Here is a 23,278-nt window from a genome sequence, read left to right as displayed (position 1 = left end):
TCGGAGGGGGCGTCCTCGGCGCCCGGCGTTGACGGAGCGTCCCAGCGAGGCGAAAGGTCCCTCATGGACAAGAACGCCTTCACGCAGGTGCTGCAGAAGTTCCCGCTGCCGGTGACGGTGGTGACGGTGGGGCGCGGCGGCGCGGAGAACGCCCTCACCGTCTCCTGGGTGGCGCCGGCCTCGTTCGACCCGCCGCAGGTCGTGTTCGCGGCCGACCGCCACCACTACAGCGTGGACTTCCTGCGCAGCACGAAGAACTTCGCCGTGAACGTGCTGCGCGAGGGCCAGCAGCGCCTGGCCGCCCACTTCTCTCGCCAGGCGATGGCGGAGGAGGACAAGCTCGACGCGGTGGCGACCCGCGAGGGCGACTCCGGCGCGGCCATCCTGAAGGACGCGCTGTCGTACCTCGACTGCGAGGTGGCGGCGATCTACGAGTCGGGCGACCACGTCCTCGTGGTGGGGAACGTGGTCGACGCCGGGATCCTCGGCGACGGCCAGCCGCTCACCACCGCCGCGGGGCTGCGCTACGTGAAGGCGAGCGCGCGGTAGCGCCACCCTCAGGCGTGGTTCCGCAGCATGAGCTCCTTGGGGTGGGGCTCGAGGTAGCGCTGCCCGGCGAGGTACGCGATCCCGTGCCGCCGGACGTGGTGGCGGAGGAGCGTCACCGGGACGACGAGCGGCACCAGGCCCTGGCGATAGTCGGCGATGGCCTCCTGCAGCTCCTGCCGCTCGCCGGGGGCGGCCAGGTCCTTCAGGTAGCCCGCCATGTGCTGCAGCACGTTGACGTGGCGGCCGCGGGTGGCCGGCTTCGCGAGCGCGCGGAGGTAGCGCTCGCCGTAGCGGCGGGCGAGCTCGGCGCGCGGGATCCCCTTCGCGCCCGCGACGAGCCGCCCGAGCTGCTGGTACGCCGCCGGCTCGTGGGCTAGCAGGAGGAGCTTCTCGGCCGCGTGGAAGGCCACCAGCTCGCCCAGCGCCCAGCGGCCGGCGAAGAGGGCCTTGAGCCGCCGGTAGGCGAAGAGGCGCTCGACGAAGGCCTCGCGCAGCGGCAGATCCTGGAGGCGACCCTCCTCCTCCACCGGCAGGAGCGGCAACCGGTCGAGCAGCACGGCGGCGAAGGCGCCGCGGCCGTCCTTCGTCGCCACCGCGCCGCCGTACACCTTGACCCGCTCCATTCCACAGGACGGCGAGTCCTTCTTGAGGACGTAGCCGTCGAGGTCCAGGCGGGCGAGCTCGGCCACGCGCCGCTCCGCCAGCCGCCGCATGGCGGCGGTGTGGTCGGCGCCGGTCGCGCGACCCACGAGCCGCACCAGGCCTCCGTCGCGCACGAGCCGGATCGCCTCGCGCGGCGTGCCGAGCCCGAGCTCCACCTCGGGGCACACCGGCACGAACTCGACGAAGCGCGCGAGGAGCCCGGTGAGGAAGTCGTTCCGCTTGTGCCCGCCGTCGTAGCGCACGTTCTGCCCGAGCAGGCAGGCCGAGACTCCCAGGCGGAGGGGCCCTCGAGCGCCAGCGGGCTCCTCGCGACGCGCGCCTCCCCTCCTCACCGCCGCCGCCCCCCGCCCCCGAAGAGCGAGCCGAGCACGCCCCGCATGATCTCGCGGCCGAGCTGCGACCCGGCGGCGCGGGCGGCGCTCTTCGCCGCCGAGCCGAGCATGTCGAGCGCGGCGCCGGCCGCGTCGCCGGGGAGCGGCGCGCGGCCACCCCACCCGCCCCCGGAGCGCCCGCGCGGCGCCGGCTCGCCACGCTGGGCGGCGCCGGCGCGGGCGCGCAGCTGCTCGTAGGCGGACTCGCGATCCACCGCCTGGCCGTAGTGCGCCGCGAGCGGCGAGGCGCGCACCACCTCGGCGCGCTCGTCCGGCGTGAGCGGCTGGAGCCGGCTCCGCGGCGGGAGCACCAGCGCCCGGTCCACGGGCGTGGGCGTGCCGCCCTCGTCGAGCAGCGACACGAGCGCCTCGCCCACGCCGAGCTGGGTGATGACCTCGGCGGCGTCGAGCCCAGACCGCTGCCGGAACGTGTCCGCGGCCGTGCGCACCGCCTTCTGGTCGCGCGGCGTGAAGGCGCGCAGCGCGTGCTGGACCCGGTTGCCGAGCTGCCCCAGCACCGTCTCCGGCACGTCGAGCGGGCTCTGGGTGACGAAGTAGACGCCCACGCCCTTCGAGCGGACGAGCCGCACCACCTGCTCGATCCGGTCGAGCAGCGCCTTCGGCGCGTCGTCGAAGAGGAGGTGCGCCTCGTCGAAGAAGAAGACCAGCCGCGGCTTCTCCGGGTCGCCCACCTCGGGCAGCCGCTCGAAGAGCTCCGAGAGCATCCAGAGGAGGAGCGTCGCGTAGACGCGCGGCGCGCGGATGAGCTCGTCCGCGGCGAGGACGTTCACCACCCCGCGGCCGTCCTCCGCGGTCTGCATGAGGTCCTCGAGCTCCAGCGCGGGCTCGCCGAGGAGCTTGTCCCCGCCCTGCGCCTCGAGCGCGAGGAGCGCGCGCTGGATGGCGCCCACGCTCGCCGTGGAGACGTTACCGTACTTCGCGCGCAGCTCGGAGGCGCGGTCGGACACCTCCGCCACCACCGCCCGCAGATCCTTCAGGTCGAGCAGGAGGAGCCCCTGCTCGTCGGCGAACTTGAAGACGATCTGGAGCACGCCCTCCTGGACGTCGTTGAGGCCCAGGATCCGGGCGAGCAGCAGCGGGCCGAGCGCCGTGACGGTGGCGCGCACCGGGTGGCCCTGCTTGCCGAAGACGTCCCAGAACGCGACCGGCGCGGCCTGGTAGGCGAAGTCGGACAGGCCGAGCTTCTTCACCCTCTCGGAGACCGGCGGGGCGTCGGCGCCCGGGCGGGCCAACCCCGAGAGGTCGCCCTTCACGTCGGCCATGAAGACCGGCACCCCGAGCCGCGACAGCCCCTCCGCCAGCACCCGCAGCGTGACGGTCTTGCCGGTGCCCGTGGCGCCGGCGACGAGGCCGTGCCGGTTCGCCATGCGGGCGAGCAGCGCGAGCTCCTCCTCGCGGGCGCGGGCGACCGGGACGGTGAGCGGTGGGCGGGCCATGGGCTTCTCCTCGGGCCACCTACTTAGCGCAGCCGCCGCGCCCGGTCGCGGGTTACCCTGTCGCGCCATGCACGATCCCCGGGCGATCCTCGAGGCGCGGCTCGGCGCGCGGCGCGGCGCCGTGGCGGCGTGGGAGCGGCGCGACGCGCGCATCGCCTTCCTGCGGCTCCTCGGCTTCGCGGCGCTGACGGCGGTGGCGGTCCTCTCGCTCGCGCTCCACCGGCTCTCGGCCTGGTGGCTCCTCGCGCCCGGCGCGCTCTTCCTCGCGCTCGTCGTATGGCACGACCGCACGCTGCGCCGGCTCACCCGCGCCCGCCGGGCGGTCGCCTTCCACCAGGAGGGGCTGGCGCGGCTCGACGGCTCGTGGGCCGGCCGCGGCGACGGCGGCGAGCGGTACGCGGCGGACGACCACCCCTACGCGAAGGACCTCGACCTCTTCGGCCGGGGCTCGGTCTTCGAGCTCCTCTGCACCGCGCGGACGCGCCCCGGCGCCGACCTGCTCGCGCGCTGGCTCCTCGCGCCGGCCCCGGTCGCCCAGGTGCGCGCGCGCCAGGGGGCGGCTGCCGACCTCGCGCCCCGGCTCGACCTGCGCGAGGACCTGGCGGTGCTGGGCGGCGACGCCCGCGCCGAGCTCCACCCGGACCGGCTCGCCGCCTGGGCCGAGCTGCCGCGCGCCCTGCCCGGCTGGCTCGCCCTGCCCGCGCTCCTCGCCGGCGGGGTCGCGCTGGCGGCGCTGGTGGGCTGGTTCGCGGGGGCGGTGCCGGGCCTGGCGGTGGTGGGCGTCGCGGCGGTGGAGTGGCTGGCGCTGCGCGCCGCGCAGGGGACCCTGGCGGAGATCCTCGGCGGCGTCGAGCGGCCCGGCGCGGAGCTGCTCCTGCTCGCCGACCTCCTGGCGCGGCTGGAGCGCGAGCCGCTCGAGGATGCCCGGCTGCGCGACCTGGGCGCCGCCCTCGGGACCGGGCGCGAGGCGGCCTCGGCTCGCATCCGGCAGCTCGGGCGGATCGTCGACCGCGGCGGCTGGGCGGACAACCAGGTCTTCGCCCCGGTCGCGTTCCTGCTCCTGTGGCGGCTCCAGGCGGCGCTCGCCGTCGAGCGCTGGCGCGCGGCGCACGGGCGGCAGGTGCGCGCCTGGCTCGGGGCCGCGGCCGAGCTCGAGGCGCTCTCCGCGCTCGGCGCCCACGCCTTCCTGCACCCGGGCGACCCGTACCCGGAGCTCCTCGAGCCGGCCGGCGGCGCGCGCTTCGAGGCGGAGGGCCTCGCCCACCCGCTCCTCCACGAGGGGCGCGCGGTCCGCAACGACGTCCGGCTCGGCGCGGGCGCGCGCCTGCTCATCGTGTCCGGCTCCAACATGTCCGGGAAGAGCACGCTCCTCCGCACCGTGGGCGTGAACACCGCGCTGGCGCTGGCGGGCGCGCCGGTGCGGGCGCGGCGGCTCGCGCTCACCCCGCTGCAGGCCGGCGCCACGCTGCGCATCCAGGACTCGCTGGCCGAGGGGCGCTCGCGCTTCTACGCCGAGATCACGCGCCTGCGGGCGCTGCTCGACCTCGCCGCCGGGACGCCGCCGCTCCTGTTCCTGCTCGACGAGCTGCTCGCCGGGACCAACTCGCGCGACCGCCGCATCGGCGCCGAGGCGGTGCTGCGCACCCTCCTCGCCCGCGGCGCGGTGGGCCTCGTGACCACCCACGACCTGGCGCTCTCCGAGGCCGCCACCGCGCTCGGCGAGGCGGCGAACGCCCACTTCGAGGACGAGGTGCACGGCGGCGAGGTGGTGTTCGACTACCGCCTGCGGCCGGGGGTGGTGACGAGGTCGAACGCGCTCGCGCTCATGCGGGCGGTCGGGCTGGAGGTGTGAGCGCTCCTCAGTTCGCCCGCGCCGGCGGGCGAACGGACTCGCCCTGCACCGGCGGGTTCTGCGCCCGCTGCTCGAGGTACCAGGCGTGCTCCGGGCGGGCGAGGATGGCGTCGAGCACGGCGCCGGCGGCCTTCGCCTGCGCCGCCTTCCCGTGCCGGGCCGCCTCGTCGATGAGGGCGCGCGCCTCGGGTACGATCTTCTGGTAGAAGTCCTCCGCCACCTCGTACATCCCGTGCCAGTGCGCGTAGTCGGGGGCGTTCATGCTGACGCCCATCCGCGCGCGCCGGCCCTCGTGGTGCCAGAGGTAGAACCAGTCCCACTCGAGCTTCTCGTCGAAGTCGATCTTGGTGAGCAGCCCGTTGTCGTGGAGCGCCTTCATGAGCTCCTGCCCGGGCTTCGCGAACTTCTCGGCGTAGAGGGCCTGGAAGTCGTCGTACTGCTTGTAGAAGGCGTCGACGTAGGACGAGGCGTGGCAGGTGGTGCAGGCCCCCTTCATCCGGTCGCGTTTCTGCGCGGCGGTGTCGGCCACCAGCGCCTGGCGCTTGGCGGGGTCCTGCTCGGTGACCACCCGGTGCTGGGCGTCGGTGTCCATGCGGAGCGAGATGGGGGGGCGGTTCGTCCAGGAGAGGCGCTCGCCGGGGTCGTGCGTCACCTTCCCGCCGTTCGCGTTGGCGGACATGTGGCACGAGGCGCAGGTCGGCGCCGCGGCGTAGTCCTCGCCCAGCACCCACTTCTTCGCGTCCAGGTTCATCTTGTCGCGCTGGTCGCGGTAGGCGATGCCGTGCTTCGACTCTTCGTAGATCTCCTTCTGCGGGTGGTCCGGGCCGAGGTGGCACTTCCCGCAGTTCTCCGGCTGGCGGGCGCGGCGGGGCGCGAAGTCGTGCCGGCTGTGGCAGGCGGAGCAGGAGCCGAGCGAGCCGTCCAGGTTGATGCGGCCGATCCCGGTGTTGGGCCAGGTCGCCTCGACCAGCGCGGGCTTGCCGTCGGCGTCGCGCGCCACGCGCGCCAGCGCCGCCTGGTCGGTGGGCCTGCCGTCGGCGCCCGGCTTCAGGTCGTCGACCGTGATGGGCTTCCCCCCGTCCTTCGCCCGGAGCGCCACCTTGGTGCCGTGGCACTGCTGGCAGCCCGACTCGGCGCTGGCCATCCCGTTCACCATGATCGGCGAGGAGCCGGGGGTGGTGCCGTGGGGGTTGAACGGGACGCGCGCGCCCTCCACCGTCTCCGCCACGTAGTTGTCGAGCGAGGCGAGGATGTTGCCGGCCTTGGCGTGGTGGCTCCGGCCGAACTCCTCCGCCTCCTTCTGGTGGCAGCGGCCGCAGTCGCGCGGCGTCACGACGGTGGCGATGAGCGCGTCGCCGTGCTGGAACGCGTCGGCGGCGCCGGCCTGGCGCTGGTGGCAGTCGAGGCAGGCGACGCCCTTCCGGGCGTGCGTGCTGTCGTGCCACTGCGTCACGAGGGCGGGGCTGGACGTCTGATGGCACTCCACGCAGCCCTGCGAGCGCGCCGGAACGGCGACGGCCGCCGCGGCGGGCTTCGCCGGGGCGGCCTTCTTCGGGCGCGCCTCGCCCCCCGCCGCCAGGGCGGCGGCGGGGGCGAGGGTCAGGACCGCGAGGAGGGCCAGCGTGCGCGGGTGCGTCACGTGGGACTCCTTTCGGCTCGGGTGCTAGGCGGCGCGGCGGCCGGGCGCGCTCTGGCTCGGGGTCGCGTTCCGCTCGGCACGGCGGAGCCTAACGTCCACCGCGATGGCCCGCCCGAGGAAGCCGACCAGGGCGAAGGCGCCCAGGTCGAAGACCACGTCCGGGATGACGCGCAGCCAGGTCACGGTGTGGATGAAGTCGCTGCCGGTGACCGCCGGGCTGCGCGCGTACCAGATGCCGTGCTTGATGGCGATGGCGAACTGGTAGAAGCCCGCCGGGATGAGCGACATCACCATCATGCCGGCCAGCCCGAGGTTGAGGCCCCAGAACGCGTACTTCAGGAGCGTGTCGGACCAGGCGGCCTGCTTCACGATGTTGCGCACCGAGAAGAGCATGAGCGCGATGGCGAGGAAGCCGTACACGCCGAAGAGCGCGCCGTGCGAGTGGATGGGCGTCGTGTTGAGGCCCTGCGCGTAGTAGAGGACGATGGGCGGGTTGATGAGGAACCCGAACACGCCCGCGCCGACCATGTTCCAGAAGGCGACCGCGGTGAAGAAGTAGAGCGGCCACTTGTAGGGCGCGGCGTCCCCGCCCAGCTTCGCGAGCTTGAGGGTCTGGTAGACCTCGAAGCCGAGCAGCGTGAGCGGCACCACCTCCAGCGCCGAGAAGCTCGCGCCGAGCGCGGTGATGAAGAGCGGCGAGCCGGTGAAGTAGAGGTGGTGGAAGGTCCCGATGATGCCCGAGCCCAGGTAGAGGATGATCGAGAAGTAGGTGGCGCGGGTGGCGGAGGCCTGCTTCACGGCGCCGACGCGGGAGAGCACGAAGGCGAGCGCGACGGTGGCGAACACCTCGAAGAAGTTCTCCACCCAGAGGTGCACCACCCACCAGCGCCAGTAGTCGGCGTTCGAGATGTGGCTGCCCGGCGTGTAGAACAGGCCGACCGCGTAGAAGAGCGGGATGGAGACCGCGGCGTAGAGGAGCAGGTGGGTGAGGCCGCCCGCGTCCTTCTCCTGCCGCAGGGCCGGCTGGATGGCGCGGTAGACGAGCGCGAGCCAGAGCAGCATCCCGGCGATGAGCGCCACCTGCCAGACGCGGCCGAGCTCGATGTACTCGTAGCCCTGCGTGCCGAAGAGGTAGTCGTTCCCGAGCTTGCCCTGGATGCCGGCCCAGGTGCCGAAGAGCGCGCCCAGGACGACCACCACCAGCGCGCCGAGCAGGGTCAGCACGAGCGCCTTCTGGCCCTTCGGCTCCTTGCCGCCCACCGCCGGGCCGATGACGAGGCCGGTCGCGAGCCAGCAGGTGGCGATCCAGAAGACGGCGAGCTGCAGGTGCCAGGTCCGGCTGGCGGCGTACGGCAGGAGGTGGGTGAGGTCCACGCCGAAGACCTTGTTGCCCTCGACGGCGTAGTGGCCGGTCATCGAGCCGAGCGCGGCCTGCAGGATGAAGAGGACGAGCGCGACGAGGAAGTAGGGCAGCGTGGCGCGCTGGCTGGGGGTGGGGTTCGGCTCGGAGAACTTCGCGAACTCGGGCTTCTCGTCGTCGCCCTCGCGGCCCTTCATGTAGAGGTAGATGGCGAGCCCGGTGCCGGCGATGAGCAGGAGCACCGACGCGATCGACCACACCAGCGCCGACGGGAGCGGGCCGTTGCCGACGAGCGGGTCATACGGCCAGTTCGCGGTGTAGGTGTAGGTCTCGCCGGGGCGGTTCGTGCCGGCGGCCCAGGCGGTCCACCAGAAGAAGGCGGTGAGCTGCCGGCCCTCCTCGGCGGTCTTCACGACGCCGGGCGGGATCGACATCGCGTCGGAGCCGCCCTGCCAGAGCTGCGTGTAGTACGCGACCAGCGACGGGACGGCCGCGGCCTGCCCGGTGGAGAGGACGAGCGTGTCGCTCGCGGCGTCGTACCGGTTCTGCCGGAGCTCCTGCGCGACGAGCGCCTGGACCCGGCCCTTCTCGCCGGCGTCGAGCGCGTCGAGGTCCGCCTGCTGGAAGCCGCGGGCGGCGTCCGCCGCGAGCCCGTGCGCGAGGCCGGCGGCGACGAGGCCGGTGCGGTGGAGCGCGTCGGCCGACCAGTCGGCCGCGAGGTAGGCGCCGTGGCCCCAGATCGAGCCGATGTGCTGACCGCCGTGGGCCAGGTAGAAGCGCTGGCCGGCCATGAGGTCGTCGTAGGTGAAGACGACCTGGCCCTGCGCGTCGACGATCTTCGCCGGCATGGGCGGCTTGTGCTGGTTGATCTTGGCGCCGCCGAAGATCAGCACGCTGAAGGCGGCCACCAGGACGAACAGGAGGATCGCCTTGGAACGCTGGTTGTTCACGCTGAGTCCTTTCCGGCTCACGGCGGGGTCGACCCCGGCCGAAGCTCTCGGTGCGCGCGCCCCAAGAGCAAGAGAGCGGCCAGCGGCCCCGCCGCGACAACACGAGGGATTTCGGGCGGGGTCACCCATATGCGGGTGCCCCGCACCCATATCCCGGTGGGCGACGCGATTTGGGTGCCGCAGCGCGGCGCGGGAGCGGCTTCGGGGGAGTTCCCCTTCGCCCCCGCAAGATCGGTTCCGGTTTGCGTGCGTCGGGGTGGCCACTCGGCGGTGCTCGCCAACGACCTGCCGGGCTGGGTAGGCGGGCGTCGGCGGAAACGCTCCAGGCCGGGCAACGCAACGTGCCACGCCGCCGCGGTACGCGCGGCGCGCGGGTCGGCGTGGCACCGGCGTTGCTGGCCGGGCGTAGGGCGGGCGGGTCCGTCCGCAGGTCTGGCTGCGCTCCGGCGAGTGGCCACCCCGACTCCCGCGCATTGGGGTCCGACCGCTCGGCGGGATCGCGTGATCCCGTCCGCCAGGGGGGCGGCGGGGTGGCCCTCCGCCGGAGCGCAGGCCGACCTGCGGAAGACCACTCCCGATGAACGGGCGCTGCACCGCCGGTGCCGCGCCGGCGCGCGTTCCTCTCGCGCCTCCGCGGCGCGGCACGTTGCGGTGCAAGCCGCCGAGCGTTTCTGCACCGGCCGCCGGATCCCGCCCGGCAGGTCGTTTGCCGAGCACCGCCGGAGGGCCACCCCGCCGCCCCCGCTCGGACCCTCTCTGCCTATAGGTCGACACGCTGGAGGCGGCGGTCGGCCCACGCGAGCGGGACACACACCCACAGCGCGCTCGACGCGGCGATGGCGAGCGCGGCGCCGAGCGGCCCGTGCGTCGCGCGCAGCAGCGCCAGCGACCCCGCGCCGAAGGCCGCCGTGCCCTCGATGCCGAGGAGCGCGCCGGTGCGCACCGCGGCGGCGGGGTTCGCGAGCACGGCCACGACCAGCACCCGCGAGGCGGGGCCTGACGGCAGCAGCGACGCGAGGCCCAGCGCCGCCAGGTCGACCAGGATGACGGCCGCGAACCAGACCACGAGCGCCACCGCCAGCGCCCGCCCGCGGCGCCGCCCGGTGGCCGTGGAGGCGATGAGCGCCGCGAGCGAGACGAAGATGGCCGTGAGGAGCAGCGCGAACCCGACGAGCTGCGCGAACCCGGCCGCCCCCTCGTCGCCGGCGCGGGCGAAGACGAGCAGCCCGGCGGCGCCGAACCCGACCGCCTCGGCGGCGGCGAGGGCGGCGAACAGGCCGGCCGCGCGGCCGAGCAGGATGGCCCGCCGCGAGACCGGCTGCGCGAACAGCAGCTCGGAGGTGCTCCGCTCCGGCGCGATGGAGAGCACCCCCATGAGCAGCGCCGCGAGCGGCACCACCAGCACGACGAGCTGCACCAGCGAGGCGCTCGTCCGCGCCAGGTCCTGCAGCCCGCTGCCGCCGGACAGGACGTAGCCCGCGGCGGCCACGCCGGTGGCGAGGACCGCGAAGACGCCCGCGAAGATGAGCGTCCAGCGCGAGCGGACGGCGAGGAGCAGCTCCTCGCGCGCGACCAGCAGGAGCGGCGTGGCGCGCTTCACGGAGCGCCGTCCGGCGGACCGTGGGGTCCGAAGACCTCGCTCGGTCCGAGCGGGCGCGCGCCGGCGGCCGCGGGATCGGCGGCCCGCGACGCCGCGTCGGCGAAGGCGAGGAGGTGGGAGGCCATCGGGGTCTCGACGGCGGGCGCCTCGGCGTAGGCGGCGCGCGCGGCGCGCGCCCACGCCTTCGTGCGGTGGTCCGCCACCCACGCCACCGCCCCGCGCGGCAGGCGCGGGTGGGCGGCGAGCCAGTCGCGCAGGCAGCCGACGTCGTCGAAGAAGCGCGGCTCCTCCGAGGGGGCGTCGAGCTGCGCGGCGAAGCGCGCGTCCGAGACGGCCATCCTGCAGGACGCGCAGGTCTCCGCGCGCGTGTCCAGGGGGGCCGGCCCCGCGGGGCCGCGGGAGCAGGCGGCCAGCACCAGCAGCGCGACCGCGGTGCGCGGGGCGGTCACGCGTCCCCTCCGGCGAGCTCCTGGTAGAGGAGATCCAGGCGCCCCTCCTCCGCCGCGAGCTGGCGGACGCGGGCGCCCGCCTCGGCCAGCAGCTGCAGGGCCGCCGCGCGCGTCCGCGCGTCGCCCGGCACCACCACCTGGTCTCCCTCGACCGCCGCGCCCGGCGCGAGCGAGGCCAGCCGCTCGCCGAGGCCGGGCGGGACCCGCTCGACGCGCGCGCGCAGCACGCCGCGCGCGGCGAGCCGCTCGGCCAGCTCCCCCCGCCCGAGCAGCGCCACGAGGCGGCCGCCCACCAGGACCGCCACCCGATCGGCCAGCCGCTCCACGTCCGCGGGCTGGTGCGAGGTGAACAGGACCGCCCGCCCCTCGCGCCGCGCCCGCACCGCCAGCGCGTACACCGCTCCCAGCCCCGCCGTGTCGAGGGACGACGTCGGCTCGTCGAGCAGCAGCACCGGCGCGTCCGGCAGCGCCGCCACGGCGAGCCCGAGCCGCTGCACCATCCCGCCGGAGTAGGTGCCCACCTGGCGAGCGCCGGCGCCGTTCAGCGCGGCCACGTGCAGCGCCTCGTCGGTCCGCGCCGCGCCGAGGCCGCGCAGCCGCCGGTAGAACTCGACCACCTCGCGCCCGGTGAGCGCCTCCGGGAAGGCGACCTTCTGCGGCAGGTAGGAGAGCGTCCGCCGCGCGTCGGGCTCGGCCGCGGGCCGCGGCGGCTCCCCGAGCATCACCGTCCCCTCGCTGGGGTGGACCAGGCCCGCCGCCGCCTTGAGCGTGGTGGTCTTGCCCGAGCCGTTGGGGCCGAGCAGCGCCACCACCTCGCCGCGCCGGACCTCGAGCGAGAGGCCGGAGAGCGCCACGTGCCGCCCGTACCGCTTCGACACGCGCTCGAACCGGATCACGCCCGCCCCCCCGCGCCGCGGCCCGCGCCCGCGAGGACCGCCACCCCCGCGGCGAGCGTCCCCAGCGCCAGCGCCAGGCCGGCGGGATCGGCGCCGCGGCCGGGCCGCGCCGGGCGCGGGACGTCCGGCAGCGCCGGGCGGCGGGCCAGGGGCCGGTGATCCACCGCCTCGATCGGCCGCAGCACCGGGAAGGCGCGCTCGGCCGCGCCCAGCGCGGCCGCCGCCGGGCTCTGCGCCACCAGGTCGGCGGCGAGGACGTTCCCGCGCAGGTGGTCGAAGAGGCTCGAGATGACGAAGGGGGCGTCGCTCACCCCGTCGCCGTCGAGGTCCGGGGCGTCGTGGTCGGACCAGTAGTTGCCGTCGAGGCGGGTGTCGGTGCGCCGCCCGACGAGCTCCAGCGGCGCGAGGTTGCCCAGGAACGCGTTCCCCTCGACGCGCACGTCGCCGCACGAGTCGAACAGGACGAGCGCGACGTCCGACCGGGCCACGACGTTGCGGCGCAGCACGTCGCGGTAGGAGCCCTCGAGGAAGACGCCGCGGGCGTTGTCGGCGATGAGGTTGTCCTCCGCCAGCGAGTCGTCGCAGGACTTGAAGAGCAGGCCCACCGAGGCGTACCCGCGGTTGTGGAGGAACTGGTTGCGGCGGAAGACGATGCGGCGCGAGTGCATGAGCACGCCGCCCGCCGCCGAGCGCTCGAACACGTTGTCCTCGAACACGTTGTCGTCCGAGTACATGTAGTGGATGCCGTAGCGGAGGTCGCGCGCGGCGTTGCCCCGGATGAGCCCGTGCGAGGAGGACTGGATGTAGAGCCCGTCCCGGACGTCGGAGAGGTCGTTGCCGGTGAGCGTGAACCCTTCGGTGTTCCAGACGTGGATGCCCGAGCCCTTCTCGCCGGCGTCCTTCCCCGGGATGCCGTGGACGACGCAGCGCTCGACCACGGCGCCCGGCGCCTCGCGCAGGTAGACGCCGAACAGCGAGCGCTCGATCCGGACGTCGCGGACGGTGGCGCGCGGCGCGGCCACGTGGACGCCCGAGCTGTCGCGCCCCAGGTCGCCCCCGCCCACCCCGTCCACGTCGAGGCCCTCCACCGTGACGTCCGGGGCGCGGATGCGCACCACGCTGCCCTGGCCCGACCCCACCAGCCGGGGCCGGCCGACGCCGGTGAGGCGCAGCGGACGATCGACGATCAGATCGCCCCGGTAGGTGCCGGCCGGGATGGTCACGGTCGCGCCCTGCGCCGCCGCGTCCACGAGCGCCTGCAGCGGCGAGGCCTCGGACGGCGGGGGCCGCCCCTCGAGCCCGCCCGGCTGGATGCTCGCCATGTCGCCGACCCCACCGGCCGCGGCGACGAGCGCGAGGAGCGCGGCCCCGGACGCCATGGCTCAGGACCCCGTGGCCGAGGCTCCCCGCGGGTGAGCGACGGAGGCGGTGCGCGCGCCGCGCAGCCCGAGGAAGAGCGCCGCCGCGAGCGCGAGCGCCACCGCGGCGAAGGCGTAGCTGCCCGGCCCGGGGTACGAGTAGACCTCGAAGTTCGCGAGCTGCGAGCGCCCGAACATGGGCGGCATGAAGCCGGGCACCTTGACCGGCGCGGTCGGCGCGAGCTCGTGCCCGTACGCCCACAGCTTGTGGGCGAACGACCAGAGCGAGAACAGGCTGCAGTAGAGGAAGAGCACCGCCACGTCCACGAGGTGCCCGACGGTGCCGAAGAAGGCGGCGCGCAGGAAGAGCAGCGCCAGCGCGCCCATCATGAACGGCATCCACTGGAACTCGGTGAAGCTCTCCTGCGAGAGCTCGTGCATCCCGATGTAGTGGTTGAGGAGGTTGATCTCCTTCAGGTCCTGGCCGCGGTTGCCGCCCTCCAGCCGGGAGCTGTGGATGTGCAGCCGGAGGCCATCCCCGTACTGGGGCGCGAACATCGTCATGTCCCAGAGCGAGGTGGTGCCGGCCACGGCCACGAGCACGGCCGCCGCGACGAGGAGCGCGCGCGGCGCCCACCCCGCCGTCGACTGGAGGACCCGGCCCTCCCGCTCGAAGATCCCGCTCACGGTTCCCTCACTTCCTCGGCTTCACGATGAGGTAGCCCTGCATCTCCTGGTGGAGCGCCGAGCAGAAGTTCGTGCAGTAGTAGGGGAAGACGCCCGGCTTGTCGGCCTTGATGGTGACCGTCTTCGTCTCGCCCGGGTCGATGACGATGTTCTTGTTGTAGCCGAGCAGGCCGAACCCGTGCAGCTCGTCGGTGGTCTGCTCGATGTTGGTGATGGCGAAGGTCACGGTGTCGCCCTGGTTCACCTCCACGCTCGTGGGCGTGATGGTGGAGCGCACCACCACCGTCTTCACCACCACCTTGTCGCCCTGCCGCGTCGGGCCGGCCTCCTTCACGTCCCAGATGGCGAGCGGGTGGTGGTTCTCCTCCTTCGGATAGATCTCGATGGGGTGGACCTTGTCCGCCTTGATGATCTGGGCGTAGTGCGGCTCGGGCTCGGTGAAGGCGTCGTAGAGCAGCTTCATCTTCTCGCCGCTGATGTCGATGAGCTGCGAGCTCTCCGGCTGAGAGGGGCCGACCGACAGGTGCCGGCCGTGGGAGAGCTTGTTGAGCGAGACGAGGTACTTGCCCCAGGGGTGGGCGCTGTCGCCGCCGGCCACCGCCAGGTGGCCGACCGAGTAGGAGACGGGGATCTTGTCGATGACCTCCCAGGTGCCGAGCTTCCACTTGGCGATGGCGCTGTCGACGAAGAGCGAGGTGTAGGCGTAGCCGTCGCCGCCGAACTGGGTGTGGAGCGGCCCGAGCCCGACCGGCACCTCGGCGTCCTTGATCGCCTCGTAGCGCAGCACCGGGATGCCGTCCTCGTCCCCGGTGAACTCCTTGTTCCGGATGGCGGTCTGGACCTTCTCGAAGTTGAAGACGGTCGTCACGCCCTGCAGCTTCCCGGAGCCGACGATCCACTTCCCGTCGGGAGACACGTCGACGCCGTGGGGGGACTTGCCGCAGGGCATGAGGTACATGAGGCCGGGCACGTCGCGCGGGTCGAGCACCTTCACCCCGCCGATGAGCTTCCCCTTGCCCTCCTGGATCGCCTTCTCGGCGAGCTTCCAGTTCACCGCGCCGATGTAGTCGCGATCGCGCTGCGACGCGGTCACCTCGAGCTTGCCGGTGCCGCGCTCCGAGTTGTAGCAGGTGAAGAACATCCAGCCGTCGGAGGGGCCCTTCCCCGCGTCGCCCAGGTCCCAGTCGAAGGGCGGGGTCACCACCTCCCAGCCGAGCGACATCTCGCCCGACTTCGGGTCGATCTTGATGCCGGCGATGACGCCCTTGTAGTCGGTGGCGTACTTCTCGATCGGCGCGTAGGTGCCGTTCGGGATGGGGGCCGAGAAGCGCGTGGACATCATCGCGTACTCGGTGTTGGGCGTGACGAAGGACGAGCCGTGGTTCCCCGAGATGTTCGCGATGGGCCCCAGGATCTGCTTCGTCTTGAAGTCGCGCAGGTCGATGCGCGCGATCCGGCCGTTCATCTCGTTGATGAAGAGCCAGCGGCCGTCGTAGTCGCCGTTCGTCTCCGAGAGCGCCGGGTGGTGGGCATCACCCCAGGTGTACTCGCCCAGCATCTTCTTCGTGTCGTCGTCGAAGCCGTACCCGACGCCCGGGTAGGGGGTGAAGACCGGGATGGTCGTGATGTGGCGCATCGACGGGATGCCGTAGACGAAGACCTGCCCGGAGTGCCCGCCCGACGAGAACATGTAGTACTCGTCGAGATCCCCTGGCGCGACGTAGGTCTTCTCCGCCGCGACGGCGAGGTCGGACGCGCCGCGCTGCTGGCGCTGGGCGCCCTTCGGCTTCGAGGGGGCGCAGCCGGCCGCGAGCAGCGCCGCGGCGGCGGCGAGGGCGAGGGAGCCACCGATCCGGTTCGTCATGGCGTCTTCCTTTCGTTGGAAGGCTCGTTGCCGGGCTTGCGCAGCTTCGCCCCGGCCCCCTCGCCCTCCGCCTTCTGCTTCTGGAACTCGGCGAACGCCTCGCGGAGCTTCTGCACCGCGACGGCCTTCTCCTCGGGGGTGAGGACGATCTGGCGGGACAGCACCACCGACATGGTCCCGGTCGGCTCGCGCAGGAAGTCGTCCAGCGTGCGCCCGAAGCGCTTCTGGACGTCCTCGACCGCCACCGAGAGGTCGGGGCCGATCTGCGCCGGGCTCTTCACTCCGAGCGAGGAGATGTTGTGGCAGATGTAGCAGCCGGTCTTGACGAACCAGGCGCCGGGACCGGTCTTCATGCGCTCCTCCTCGGCGACCTCCCGGGGCGTCTGCGGCTCGCCCCGGGGCGCGCCCGAGACGTAGGCGGCCGGCACCGTGGCGCGGCGCCACGACATGACCAGCATCGCCAGCGCCTGCGCCTCCTGGGTGGAGAAGCCGAAGGTCGGCATGACGGTGTCGGGCACGAGCGCCTTCGGCTCCTTCACGTGCGCGACGTGCCAGGCGAAGGCGGTCTTCTGGCCGAGGAGCCGCGAGTAGTCGTACTGCTCGGGCGCCTTGTCGCCGACGTAGGTGAGGTCGGGCCCGATCTGCCCGCCGCGCCCGTTCACGACGTGGCAGGCCCGGCACCCCTTCTCGCGCACCAGCTGCTTCGCGAGGTTGATGGCCGAGGCGCCCTTCGTCTCGCGGTCGTAGCGGTGGCAGACGTTGCAGTTCATCTGGATGAGCGCGCCCTGGTCGCCCTGGATCGAGTAGGCCTCGCCCAGCGTGGTGCCGAGGACCGGCTCCTCCCAGTGCGGCGTCGGCCCGTGCGCGTCCTCGGCGTCGATGGCGTAGCCCTCGCCGCCGTGGCAGGCGGTGCAGCCGAAGCGCTCGACCGGGTGGGACCGCAGGAGCTCCGGCGGGTGGGTGCGGAACGGCTCCTCGGCCGTCTCGAACCCCTTCCACGCCACCGCCTGGTGGCAGGTGATGCAGCGATCGGCCCGGCGCAGGTCGGCGATCCAGAGCTGCTTCAGGCCGGACGGCACCGTGGCGGCCTTCTCCGCGCCGTACTTCTCGGTGACGCGCCGGCGGAACTCGGCCTGGTACCAGCGCCAGTCCTTCGCCCGGTCGCTCCAGATGAACAGCACCGTCGAGACGACGAGGAGGACGCCGACGATCCCCAGGATGAGCCGGTCGCGCGGGGCCTGCGGGAAGAGCGTGCGCCGTTCCATGGTCAGAACCGGGTCGGCATCTCGGGCCAGCCCTGCCACGGCCAGTACATGCGCCAGAAGGGCCCGCGGACGAAGGTGCCGATGAGAGTGAGGAGGATCACGACCGCGACGAGCACCAGGAAGACGACGTTCTGCGTGCGCCGGCTGCGCGGGAACCAGCGACCGGCGGCCGCCGCCGTGCTCCGGTCGAGCCACGGCCAGACGACCATCAGCGCGACGAGCAACCCGGGCAGGAGCACGCCGCCGACGAAGGCGCCGTTGACCGTGAACGAGCCGATCCGGATCGTGGTGTCGGTCACGATCTCCTGCAGCCAGAGGAAGTACCAGGGCGCCTTGGCCGGGTTGGGCGTGACGAGCGGGTTCGCCGGCTCCTCGAGCGGCGAGTGGACGAACACCGCCAGGATGGAGATGAGCGCCACCGTCCCCAGCATCACGATGCCGATGCGCCGGGTGAGGTCCGGCACCGCGTTCACCGTCGTCTCCGGGCGCTCCAGCGACGCGCTCCGGATGAGCGGCCCCTGCCCGCGCGCGATCCCGAGCAGCGTGTACGTCTTCGTCCGGCCGGCCGCCTCGGGCACCGGCGCGCGCGCCGGGAGGAGCGCGGCGCGATCGGCGGTGGCGAGCCCGCCGTCCTTCCGGATGCGCCACATGTGATACGCGAAGAGGACGCCGAGCACGGCGGGCAGCACGATGACGTGCAGCATCTCGAACCGGGTCAGCGTCGGCTGGTCGATGGTCCGGCCGCCCAGCATGAGCTCCCGCACCTGGTCGCCCACCAGCGGGACCGCCGAGGCGATGTTGGTGCCCACGGTGACGGCCCAGTAGGCGAGCTGGTCCCAGGGCAGCAGGTAGCCGGTGAAGCTGAGGAAGAGCGTCACGAGGAACATCGCGACGCCGATGACCCAGTTCCACTCGCGGTGCTGCCCGCGGCCCACCCCGTTCTTGTAGGCCCCGGTGAGGAACACCCGGGCGAGGTGCAGGAAGACGAGCGCCACCATGAGGTGGGCGGAGAGCCGGTGGACCGACCTCAGCCACGCGCCGAAGGTGACGACGTTCTCGATGTCCTTCACCGAGCCGTAGGCGCGCTCCACCGACGGCACGTGGAGGAAGAGGAGCGGCATCCCCGACGCGACGAGCAGCGCGAGCAGCGCGGTGCTGATGGTCCCGAGCCACAGCGAGTAGCGCCAGGCGAGCGAGTCCTTCAGCGCCCGCGCCGGGAACCAGTGCAGCAGGAAGTTCGCCACCACCGCGTCGCCCGCCTCGCGATCCGAGGCCGGCGCGACGCTCCACCCCGGGCGCGGGTGGACGCCGGGAGCGCTGGTGGGCTGCCGCTCGGGTTGATCGGGGGAGATGGCCATGGCGCGCTCCTACGCGATCGTGAGCCGGAACGCGTGATCCACCGGCTTCGCGAGGTCCACCACCAGCTGCCCGTCGTCCGGCGCGATCGACAGCTCGTACCAGGCGAGCGGCTTCGGCGCGGGGCCGGCCACGTTCGTGCCGTCGCCCTCGTAGCGCGAGCCGTGGCACGGGCAGAGGAAGCGGTGGGTGAGCTTCACCTCCGACCCCCCGATCTTCCGCACCTCGTAGTGCGCCAGCGCCTCGGCGCGGACGGTGCAGCCGAGGTGCGTGCACACCGCCGAGATGGCGTGGAAGATCCGGTTCTCCCGGAACACGAACAGGCGCTGCTCGGGGAGGAACTTCATCCCGTCGGGGAACTCGGCCGGGGGGCCCAGCTTGACGGTGGTGGGCGCGTCGTACGAGACGTTCGGCACGAGCGAGCGCAGCGAGGCGGCGCCCTGGCACGCGACGGCGGCCAGGCCGGCCCCGATCCCGAGCCGCTTGAGGAACTCCCTGCGATCCGAGCCGTCGCTCATCGCTTCTCCTCGCCGGGGGCGGCCGGCTGCGCCGGGGCCCACCGCTCGCTGATCGTGAAGCGCTCCATCGTCATCGCGTCGGTCGGGCAGCGGATGGCGCACAGGCCGCAACGGATGCAGGCGGTGTCGTCCTTCACCATCGCCGACAGCGGCAGCCCGTTCGCCCCCGCGGCGGCGACGAGGGCGGCCCGCTCGGCCTCGGGCAGGTCGAGCTCCTCGAGCGGCACCAGCGCCAGGCAGTACTCGGGGCAGACGTCGACGCACCGGTTGCAGAGGACGCACTTCTCCGGGTCGTAGATGGTCTGGACGTGGCAGACGAGGCAGCGGGCGGCCTGCCGGCGCGCCTCCACCTCGCCGTACCCCGTCTCCACCTCCGCGATGCCGGTGCGGCGCCCGAGCGGCAAGGTGTCCGGCGGCACGCGATCGAGGAGCTCGAACCCGGCGATCATCCGGTAGCTGCGGGTCGGGATCTTCTCGACGTCGACGACCGCCTCCAGCCGCGCCGCGTCGCGCGCCAGGTAGCGGTGGATGGAGCGCGCCGCCCGCTTGCCGTTCGCGACCGCCTCGATGAGGTTGCGCGGCCCGAACGCCACGTCGCCGCCGGCGTAGACGCCGGGCGCGGTGGTGGCGAGCGTCTCCCGGTCCACCTGGATGGTGCCCCCCGGCGTCAGCGCGACCCCGTCCCCGGGCTGGAGGAAGGACAGATCCGCGCGCTGGCCGATGGCGAGCACGCAGGCGTCCGCCTCCACCGTCAGGAGATCGGCGTCGTCGTACTGCGGCGCGAACCGGCCGGCGGCGTCGAAGACCGAGGTGACCCGCCGCAGCTCGACCGCGCGCAGCCGCCCGTCGCCCAGGAGGCGCCGGGGGCCGCGGCGGGGCTGGAAGCGCACGCCCTCGCGCCGGGCCTCCTCGAACTCCTCGTGCCCCTGCGTGGTGCGGAGGACCGGCATCTCCTCGAACGACTCCAGCGAGGCGATGGTCACCTCCGCCGCGCCGCCCCGGAGCGCCTCGCGCGCCGAGTCGAACGCCTCCTTCATGCGCTCGCCGCCCACGCCCACCGCCTGCGAGAGCGCAGGCTCGTCCTCGCGGCCGACCCGCAGCGCGGTGCGGGCCGCGTCGAAGGCGACGAACCCGCCGCCGATGATCACCACGCGCCGCCCGAGGTCCATCCGGTAGCCGCGGTTCGCGTTGAGGAGGTAGTCGACGGCCTTGACCACGCCGTCGAGCTCGACGCCGGGGATCTGCAGGTCGCGGCCGCGCTGCACGCCGACGGTGAGGAAGACGGCCTCGAACCCCTCGGCGCGGAGCGCCGCCAGCCCGCGCTCGGCGGTCAGGGGCGAGGAGAGCTCCAGCGTGACGCCCAGCCCGCGGATCTTGTCGATCTCCGCCGCGATGAGGCTGCGCGGGAGCCGGTACTCGGGGATGCCGAAGCGCATCATGCCGCCCGGCTCCTCGGAGGCCTCGAGGACGGTCACGGCGTAGCCGAGGAGGGCCAGGTCGTGGGCCGCCGAGAGGCCCGCCGGCCCGGCGCCCACCACCGCCACCTTGCGACCGGCGGCGTGGGCGCGCCCGAACGGCGTCACCGGGAGGTGGTCCACGTACCGGTTGCCCTCGCCGAAGCCGGCGTCGAGCAGCCGGTCCTGGGTGTCGGGCCGCATCGACTCGACGCCGAACTTCTCGGTGACGGTCCGCTTCAGCGCGCGGATCGCGATGGGCGCGTCGACGGAGCCGCGCCGGCAGGCGTCCTCGCAGGGGGCGGCGCAGACGCGGCCGCACACGGACGCGAACGGATTCGGCGCGCGCGCGACGAGGTAAGCCTCCTCGTCCCGGCCCTCGGCGATGAGCTGCACGTACCGGCCGGCGTCCGTGGTCACCGGACAGCCGATCTGGCACTTCACCTGGGCCTTCCAGTCGCCGAGCTCCGGGAGGCGCGCCTTGATCGGCATGGCCCGGGACTACAGCCCTCGCGCGCAGGGGCGACAAGCGCCTGCGCGGGTGTGAACTCCACTCAGAGGAGAGGTCATCTGGGGGGCCTCAGCAGCAGCCCTGGAGGGAGCGAGGCGGCGGCCTGGCCGAGCTCTCGTCCCGGTCGAGGGGAGCGTGCCGGGCGAGGAGCGCCTGGGCGAGGGCGTGCAGCTCGTCCTGGCGGCCGGAGTCGGCCCCGGCGGCGTCGTGCGCGGCGCACTCGGCCGAGACCCGCTCCAGGCTCTCCTGCGGCAGGCGCTGCTCCGCCATCGGGTAGAGGACGGCGTCCTCCTTGTGGATGTGGGCCCGCAGGAGGTTGCCGTACCCGTGGGCGGCGTCGGCCAGGCGCTGGCGATCGTCCGGGCTCCAGGGCGCCTGCTGGGCGGCGAGCTCCGCGAGCGCGCGGATGTGGGCGCGCCCCGCCTCGTGCTCCATGAGCATCACGGCCACCGGGCCGCCGTGGCGGGGGAACCCCGCCTCGACCATCGCGGCGAAGAGGATGTCCTCCTCCTTGCCGTGGTGGTGCGTGTCGGCGAACTCGCGCAGGAAGGTGACGAACCGCGCCAGCTCCTCCTTGTCGTCGCCGTCCTTCCGGCGGACCTCGTCGGCGAAGCCGGCCAGCGCGCCGATGGCGCGCTCGATCAGCCGGTGCTCGGTCATCAGGGTCTCGATGGCGTCCATCTCGCTCGTCCTTCGGAGCCGACCCCGCGGTCGGCTCGGCTCGGGGAAAGCGAGTTGCATGAGCGAGGGGCGTGCCACGGGGCCCGCTCACCACTTCAGCCTGTGATTCCGCCACTTGCACGACGCGCCCCACCCGAAGCGGGCGCGGCGCCACCGCGATTCGGGTGCAGGTCCACCGGGATATGGGTAATACCGGCATTTGGGTAGCCGCGCGCACGCGTCGAAAGGAAGCCATGGCCGTCTTGCCCGTCCTTCCCCAGCACGACATCCACGAGAAGATCGTGGAGGAGGCCATCGAGGCGGTCCTCTCGACGGTGGACCTGCAGGCCGTCCTCGAGCGCACCGGGCGCCTGCTCAACCACCGGTTCGGCCAGACCCGCGTCGCGATCCACCGCCTCTTCCCGGACGCCCCGGGCCGGGCCCAGGTGGCGCTGGTGTCCGATCCGCTCCACCCGGGGGCGCGGCTCGGCGAGTGGTTCGAGCTGTCCGGGTCGATCGCCGGCGAGGCGCTCGCCTCGAAGCAGCCGGTGGTGGTGGACCCCATCGACCCCGATCGGCCGCGCTTCCGGGAGGAGACCTGGCTCGCCGGGCTCGGCTACGGCTCCCTCGTCTCGTTCCCCCTCCTCTTCGAGGACCAGGCGCTGGGCGTCCTCAACATCGCCCACCCGCCGCGGGAGGGGCTCCTCGACTGCTGCTTCCAGGTGGCGCGGCAGGTGGCGCACCTCGTCGCGATCGCGCTCCACAACAGCCTCATGGTGGACGAGGTGCAGCGCCTCAACCGCCTGCTCGACCGCGAGAACCGGCTCCTCAAGGACGAGCTCCGCCAGATCAAGCGCGACGCGCGGTACGTGGCGGAGAGCCCGGCCATGCAGGCGGTGCTGGAGCGGGTGCGGCTCGTCGCGCCCTCGCAGACCACCGTCCTCGTCCGGGGGGAGACCGGGACCGGCAAGGAGGGGCTGGCGCGGATGGTCCACGACCTCTCGCCCCGGTTCAACGCTCCGTTCGTCACGGTGAACCTGGGCGCGCTCCCCGACACCCTCATCGAGAGCGAGCTGTTCGGGCACGAGAAGGGCGCCTTCACCGGCGCCGCACGACGCCGGCCGGGCAAGTTCGAGCAGGCGGAGGGCGGGACGATCTTCCTCGACGAGGTGGGCGACGCGCCGCCCTCGGTGCAGGTACGGCTCCTGCGCGTGCTGCAGGAGCGCGAGCTCCAGCGCGTGGGCGGCACCGAGAGCCTGAAGGTGGACGTGCGGGTGGTGGCGGCCACCAACCGGGACCTCGAGGCCATGGTGGCCGGCGGCACCTTCCGGCAGGACCTCTACTACCGGCTCTCCGTCTTCCCGCTCCAGCTGCCCCCGCTCCGCGACCGGCGCGAGGAGATCCGGGCGCTGGCGAGCTACTTCCTCACCCGCGAGGCGGCCCTCATGCACCGCAAGGCGCCGCTGGTGCCCGAGGCGGCCTGGGGCGCGCTCGCCAGCTACCCGTGGCCAGGGAACGTGCGCGAGCTCGAGAACTTCGTGCAGCGCGCGCTCATCCTCTCGCCGGGGCCGGAGCTGCGCCTGCCGGAGCTCCCCTCCCCCGCCGCCGCCGCCGACGCCGCGCCCCGCGCGGAGCAGCCCGCGGGGCCGCCGCGCCGGTTCGACGAGGAGATGCGCGACCTCCTCTCCCGCGCCCTGGCCGCCAGCGAGGGGCGCATCTACGGCGCGCAGGGTGCGGCGGCGCTGCTCGGGCTCAAGCCGAGCACGCTGCAGGGGAAGCTCAAGAAGTACGGCGTCGCGGCGCCGTAGCGTCGCGGGGC

Annotated in this window: 18 protein-coding genes; 3 read left to right on the top strand and 15 right to left on the bottom strand. The window is 73.6% G+C overall.

All coding sequences use genetic code 11. The features are described 5' to 3' along the window. Positions 1-63: 63 nt before the first annotated feature. Positions 64-549, top strand: a complete 486-nt coding sequence (locus tag HWY08_RS08855; RefSeq protein ID WP_176064522.1) for a flavin reductase family protein — start codon at positions 64-66, stop codon at positions 547-549. 8 nt (positions 550-557) lie between these two features. Here HWY08_RS08855 and HWY08_RS08850 read toward each other — a convergent pair whose 3' ends face one another. Both HWY08_RS08850 and HWY08_RS08845 read right to left on the bottom strand, forming a co-directional pair. Then, positions 558-1,544 (bottom strand): YbgA family protein, encoded by a 987-nt coding sequence (locus HWY08_RS08850; RefSeq protein WP_176064521.1) that lies wholly within the window; start codon positions 1,542-1,544, stop codon positions 558-560. Beyond that, positions 1,541-3,040, bottom strand: a complete 1,500-nt coding sequence (locus HWY08_RS08845; RefSeq protein ID WP_176064520.1) for a helicase HerA-like domain-containing protein — start codon at positions 3,038-3,040, stop codon at positions 1,541-1,543. Before HWY08_RS08845 ends, HWY08_RS08850 begins: the two co-directional genes overlap by 4 nt. Before the next feature lie 67 nt (positions 3,041-3,107). On the opposite strand from HWY08_RS08845, the gene HWY08_RS08840 reads away from it, so the two are divergent. Continuing rightward, complete coding sequence (locus tag HWY08_RS08840) at positions 3,108-4,892, top strand: MutS-related protein (protein ID WP_176064519.1); 1,785 nt, start codon at positions 3,108-3,110, stop codon at positions 4,890-4,892. A 7-nt stretch (positions 4,893-4,899) separates the two neighbouring features. Here the strand turns inward: HWY08_RS08840 and HWY08_RS08835 are convergent, their stop codons facing one another. The 13 genes from HWY08_RS08835 to HWY08_RS08775 form a co-directional block, all read right to left on the bottom strand. Continuing rightward, positions 4,900-6,531, bottom strand: coding sequence for a multiheme c-type cytochrome (locus HWY08_RS08835; RefSeq protein ID WP_176064518.1), 1,632 nt, complete (start codon positions 6,529-6,531; stop codon positions 4,900-4,902). A gap of 24 nt (positions 6,532-6,555) precedes the next feature. After that, entirely contained in the window at positions 6,556-8,841 is a 2,286-nt protein-coding gene (locus HWY08_RS08830; protein ID WP_235969532.1) for a nitric-oxide reductase large subunit, read from the bottom strand. Between the two features lie 760 nt (positions 8,842-9,601). Beyond that, positions 9,602-10,441 carry an ABC transporter permease gene (locus tag HWY08_RS08825; protein ID WP_176064516.1) on the bottom strand — a complete coding sequence of 280 codons (840 nt, stop codon included), beginning with the start codon at positions 10,439-10,441 and terminating at the stop codon, positions 9,602-9,604. Next, entirely contained in the window at positions 10,438-10,890 is a 453-nt protein-coding gene (locus HWY08_RS08820) for a nitrous oxide reductase accessory protein NosL (protein WP_176064515.1), read from the bottom strand. The genes HWY08_RS08825 and HWY08_RS08820 overlap by 4 nt, the downstream gene beginning before the upstream one ends. Next, positions 10,887-11,786 (bottom strand): ABC transporter ATP-binding protein, encoded by a 900-nt coding sequence (locus tag HWY08_RS08815; protein WP_176064514.1) that lies wholly within the window; start codon positions 11,784-11,786, stop codon positions 10,887-10,889. The genes HWY08_RS08820 and HWY08_RS08815 overlap by 4 nt, the downstream gene beginning before the upstream one ends. Further along, on the bottom strand, positions 11,783-13,165 hold the full coding sequence (gene nosD, locus HWY08_RS08810; protein WP_176064513.1) for a nitrous oxide reductase family maturation protein NosD: 1,383 nt from the start codon (positions 13,163-13,165) through the stop codon (positions 11,783-11,785). The genes HWY08_RS08815 and nosD overlap by 4 nt, the downstream gene beginning before the upstream one ends. Before the next feature lie 3 nt (positions 13,166-13,168). Then, positions 13,169-13,831, bottom strand: coding sequence for a hypothetical protein (locus HWY08_RS08805; protein WP_235969531.1), 663 nt, complete (start codon positions 13,829-13,831; stop codon positions 13,169-13,171). Positions 13,832-13,838: 7 nt separating this feature from the next. Then, on the bottom strand, positions 13,839-15,695 hold the full coding sequence (gene nosZ, locus HWY08_RS08800; protein ID WP_176064512.1) for a Sec-dependent nitrous-oxide reductase: 1,857 nt from the start codon (positions 15,693-15,695) through the stop codon (positions 13,839-13,841). Continuing rightward, positions 15,692-16,960, bottom strand: a complete 1,269-nt coding sequence (locus HWY08_RS08795) for a c-type cytochrome (RefSeq protein WP_176064511.1) — start codon at positions 16,958-16,960, stop codon at positions 15,692-15,694. The genes nosZ and HWY08_RS08795 overlap by 4 nt, the downstream gene beginning before the upstream one ends. A gap of 2 nt (positions 16,961-16,962) precedes the next feature. Next, positions 16,963-18,318, bottom strand: coding sequence for a cytochrome b (locus HWY08_RS08790; RefSeq protein ID WP_176064510.1), 1,356 nt, complete (start codon positions 18,316-18,318; stop codon positions 16,963-16,965). A gap of 9 nt (positions 18,319-18,327) precedes the next feature. Beyond that, positions 18,328-18,834: a QcrA and Rieske domain-containing protein gene (locus tag HWY08_RS08785; protein ID WP_176064509.1), complete on the bottom strand. Its 507-nt coding sequence runs from the start codon at positions 18,832-18,834 to the stop codon at positions 18,328-18,330. Further along, positions 18,831-20,780, bottom strand: a complete 1,950-nt coding sequence (locus HWY08_RS08780) for an FAD-dependent oxidoreductase (protein ID WP_176064508.1) — start codon at positions 20,778-20,780, stop codon at positions 18,831-18,833. Before HWY08_RS08780 ends, HWY08_RS08785 begins: the two co-directional genes overlap by 4 nt. Before the next feature lie 88 nt (positions 20,781-20,868). Further along, complete coding sequence (locus HWY08_RS08775; RefSeq protein ID WP_176064507.1) at positions 20,869-21,480, bottom strand: hemerythrin domain-containing protein; 612 nt, start codon at positions 21,478-21,480, stop codon at positions 20,869-20,871. A gap of 233 nt (positions 21,481-21,713) precedes the next feature. Here HWY08_RS08775 and HWY08_RS08770 point away from each other — a divergent pair, with 233 nt between their 5' ends. After that, positions 21,714-23,267: a sigma 54-interacting transcriptional regulator gene (locus HWY08_RS08770; RefSeq protein WP_176064506.1), complete on the top strand. Its 1,554-nt coding sequence runs from the start codon at positions 21,714-21,716 to the stop codon at positions 23,265-23,267. Positions 23,268-23,278 lie beyond the last annotated feature (11 nt).

This window comes from Anaeromyxobacter diazotrophicus (genome assembly GCF_013340205.1).
Classification (GTDB): domain Bacteria; phylum Myxococcota; class Myxococcia; order Myxococcales; family Anaeromyxobacteraceae; genus Anaeromyxobacter_A; species Anaeromyxobacter_A diazotrophicus.
The sequence above is the reverse complement of the archived record's forward strand: the minus strand, read 5'-3'. Positions and strand labels throughout refer to the sequence as shown.

Coding starts and splice junctions, on each gene's coding strand:
- HWY08_RS08855 (WP_176064522.1), top strand. CDS start 64: ATGGACAAGAACGCCTTCACGCAGGTGCTGCAGAAGTTCCCGCTGCCG.
- HWY08_RS08845 (WP_176064520.1), bottom strand. CDS start 3,040: ATGGCCCGCCCACCGCTCACCGTCCCGGTCGCCCGCGCCCGCGAGGAG.
- HWY08_RS08840 (WP_176064519.1), top strand. CDS start 3,108: ATGCACGATCCCCGGGCGATCCTCGAGGCGCGGCTCGGCGCGCGGCGC.
- nosD (WP_176064513.1), bottom strand. CDS start 13,165: ATGGCGTCCGGGGCCGCGCTCCTCGCGCTCGTCGCCGCGGCCGGTGGG.
- nosZ (WP_176064512.1), bottom strand. CDS start 15,695: ATGACGAACCGGATCGGTGGCTCCCTCGCCCTCGCCGCCGCCGCGGCG.
- HWY08_RS08795 (WP_176064511.1), bottom strand. CDS start 16,960: ATGGAACGGCGCACGCTCTTCCCGCAGGCCCCGCGCGACCGGCTCATC.
- HWY08_RS08790 (WP_176064510.1), bottom strand. CDS start 18,318: ATGGCCATCTCCCCCGATCAACCCGAGCGGCAGCCCACCAGCGCTCCC.
- HWY08_RS08785 (WP_176064509.1), bottom strand. CDS start 18,834: ATGAGCGACGGCTCGGATCGCAGGGAGTTCCTCAAGCGGCTCGGGATC.
- HWY08_RS08780 (WP_176064508.1), bottom strand. CDS start 20,780: ATGCCGATCAAGGCGCGCCTCCCGGAGCTCGGCGACTGGAAGGCCCAG.
- HWY08_RS08775 (WP_176064507.1), bottom strand. CDS start 21,480: ATGGACGCCATCGAGACCCTGATGACCGAGCACCGGCTGATCGAGCGC.
- HWY08_RS08770 (WP_176064506.1), top strand. CDS start 21,714: ATGGCCGTCTTGCCCGTCCTTCCCCAGCACGACATCCACGAGAAGATC.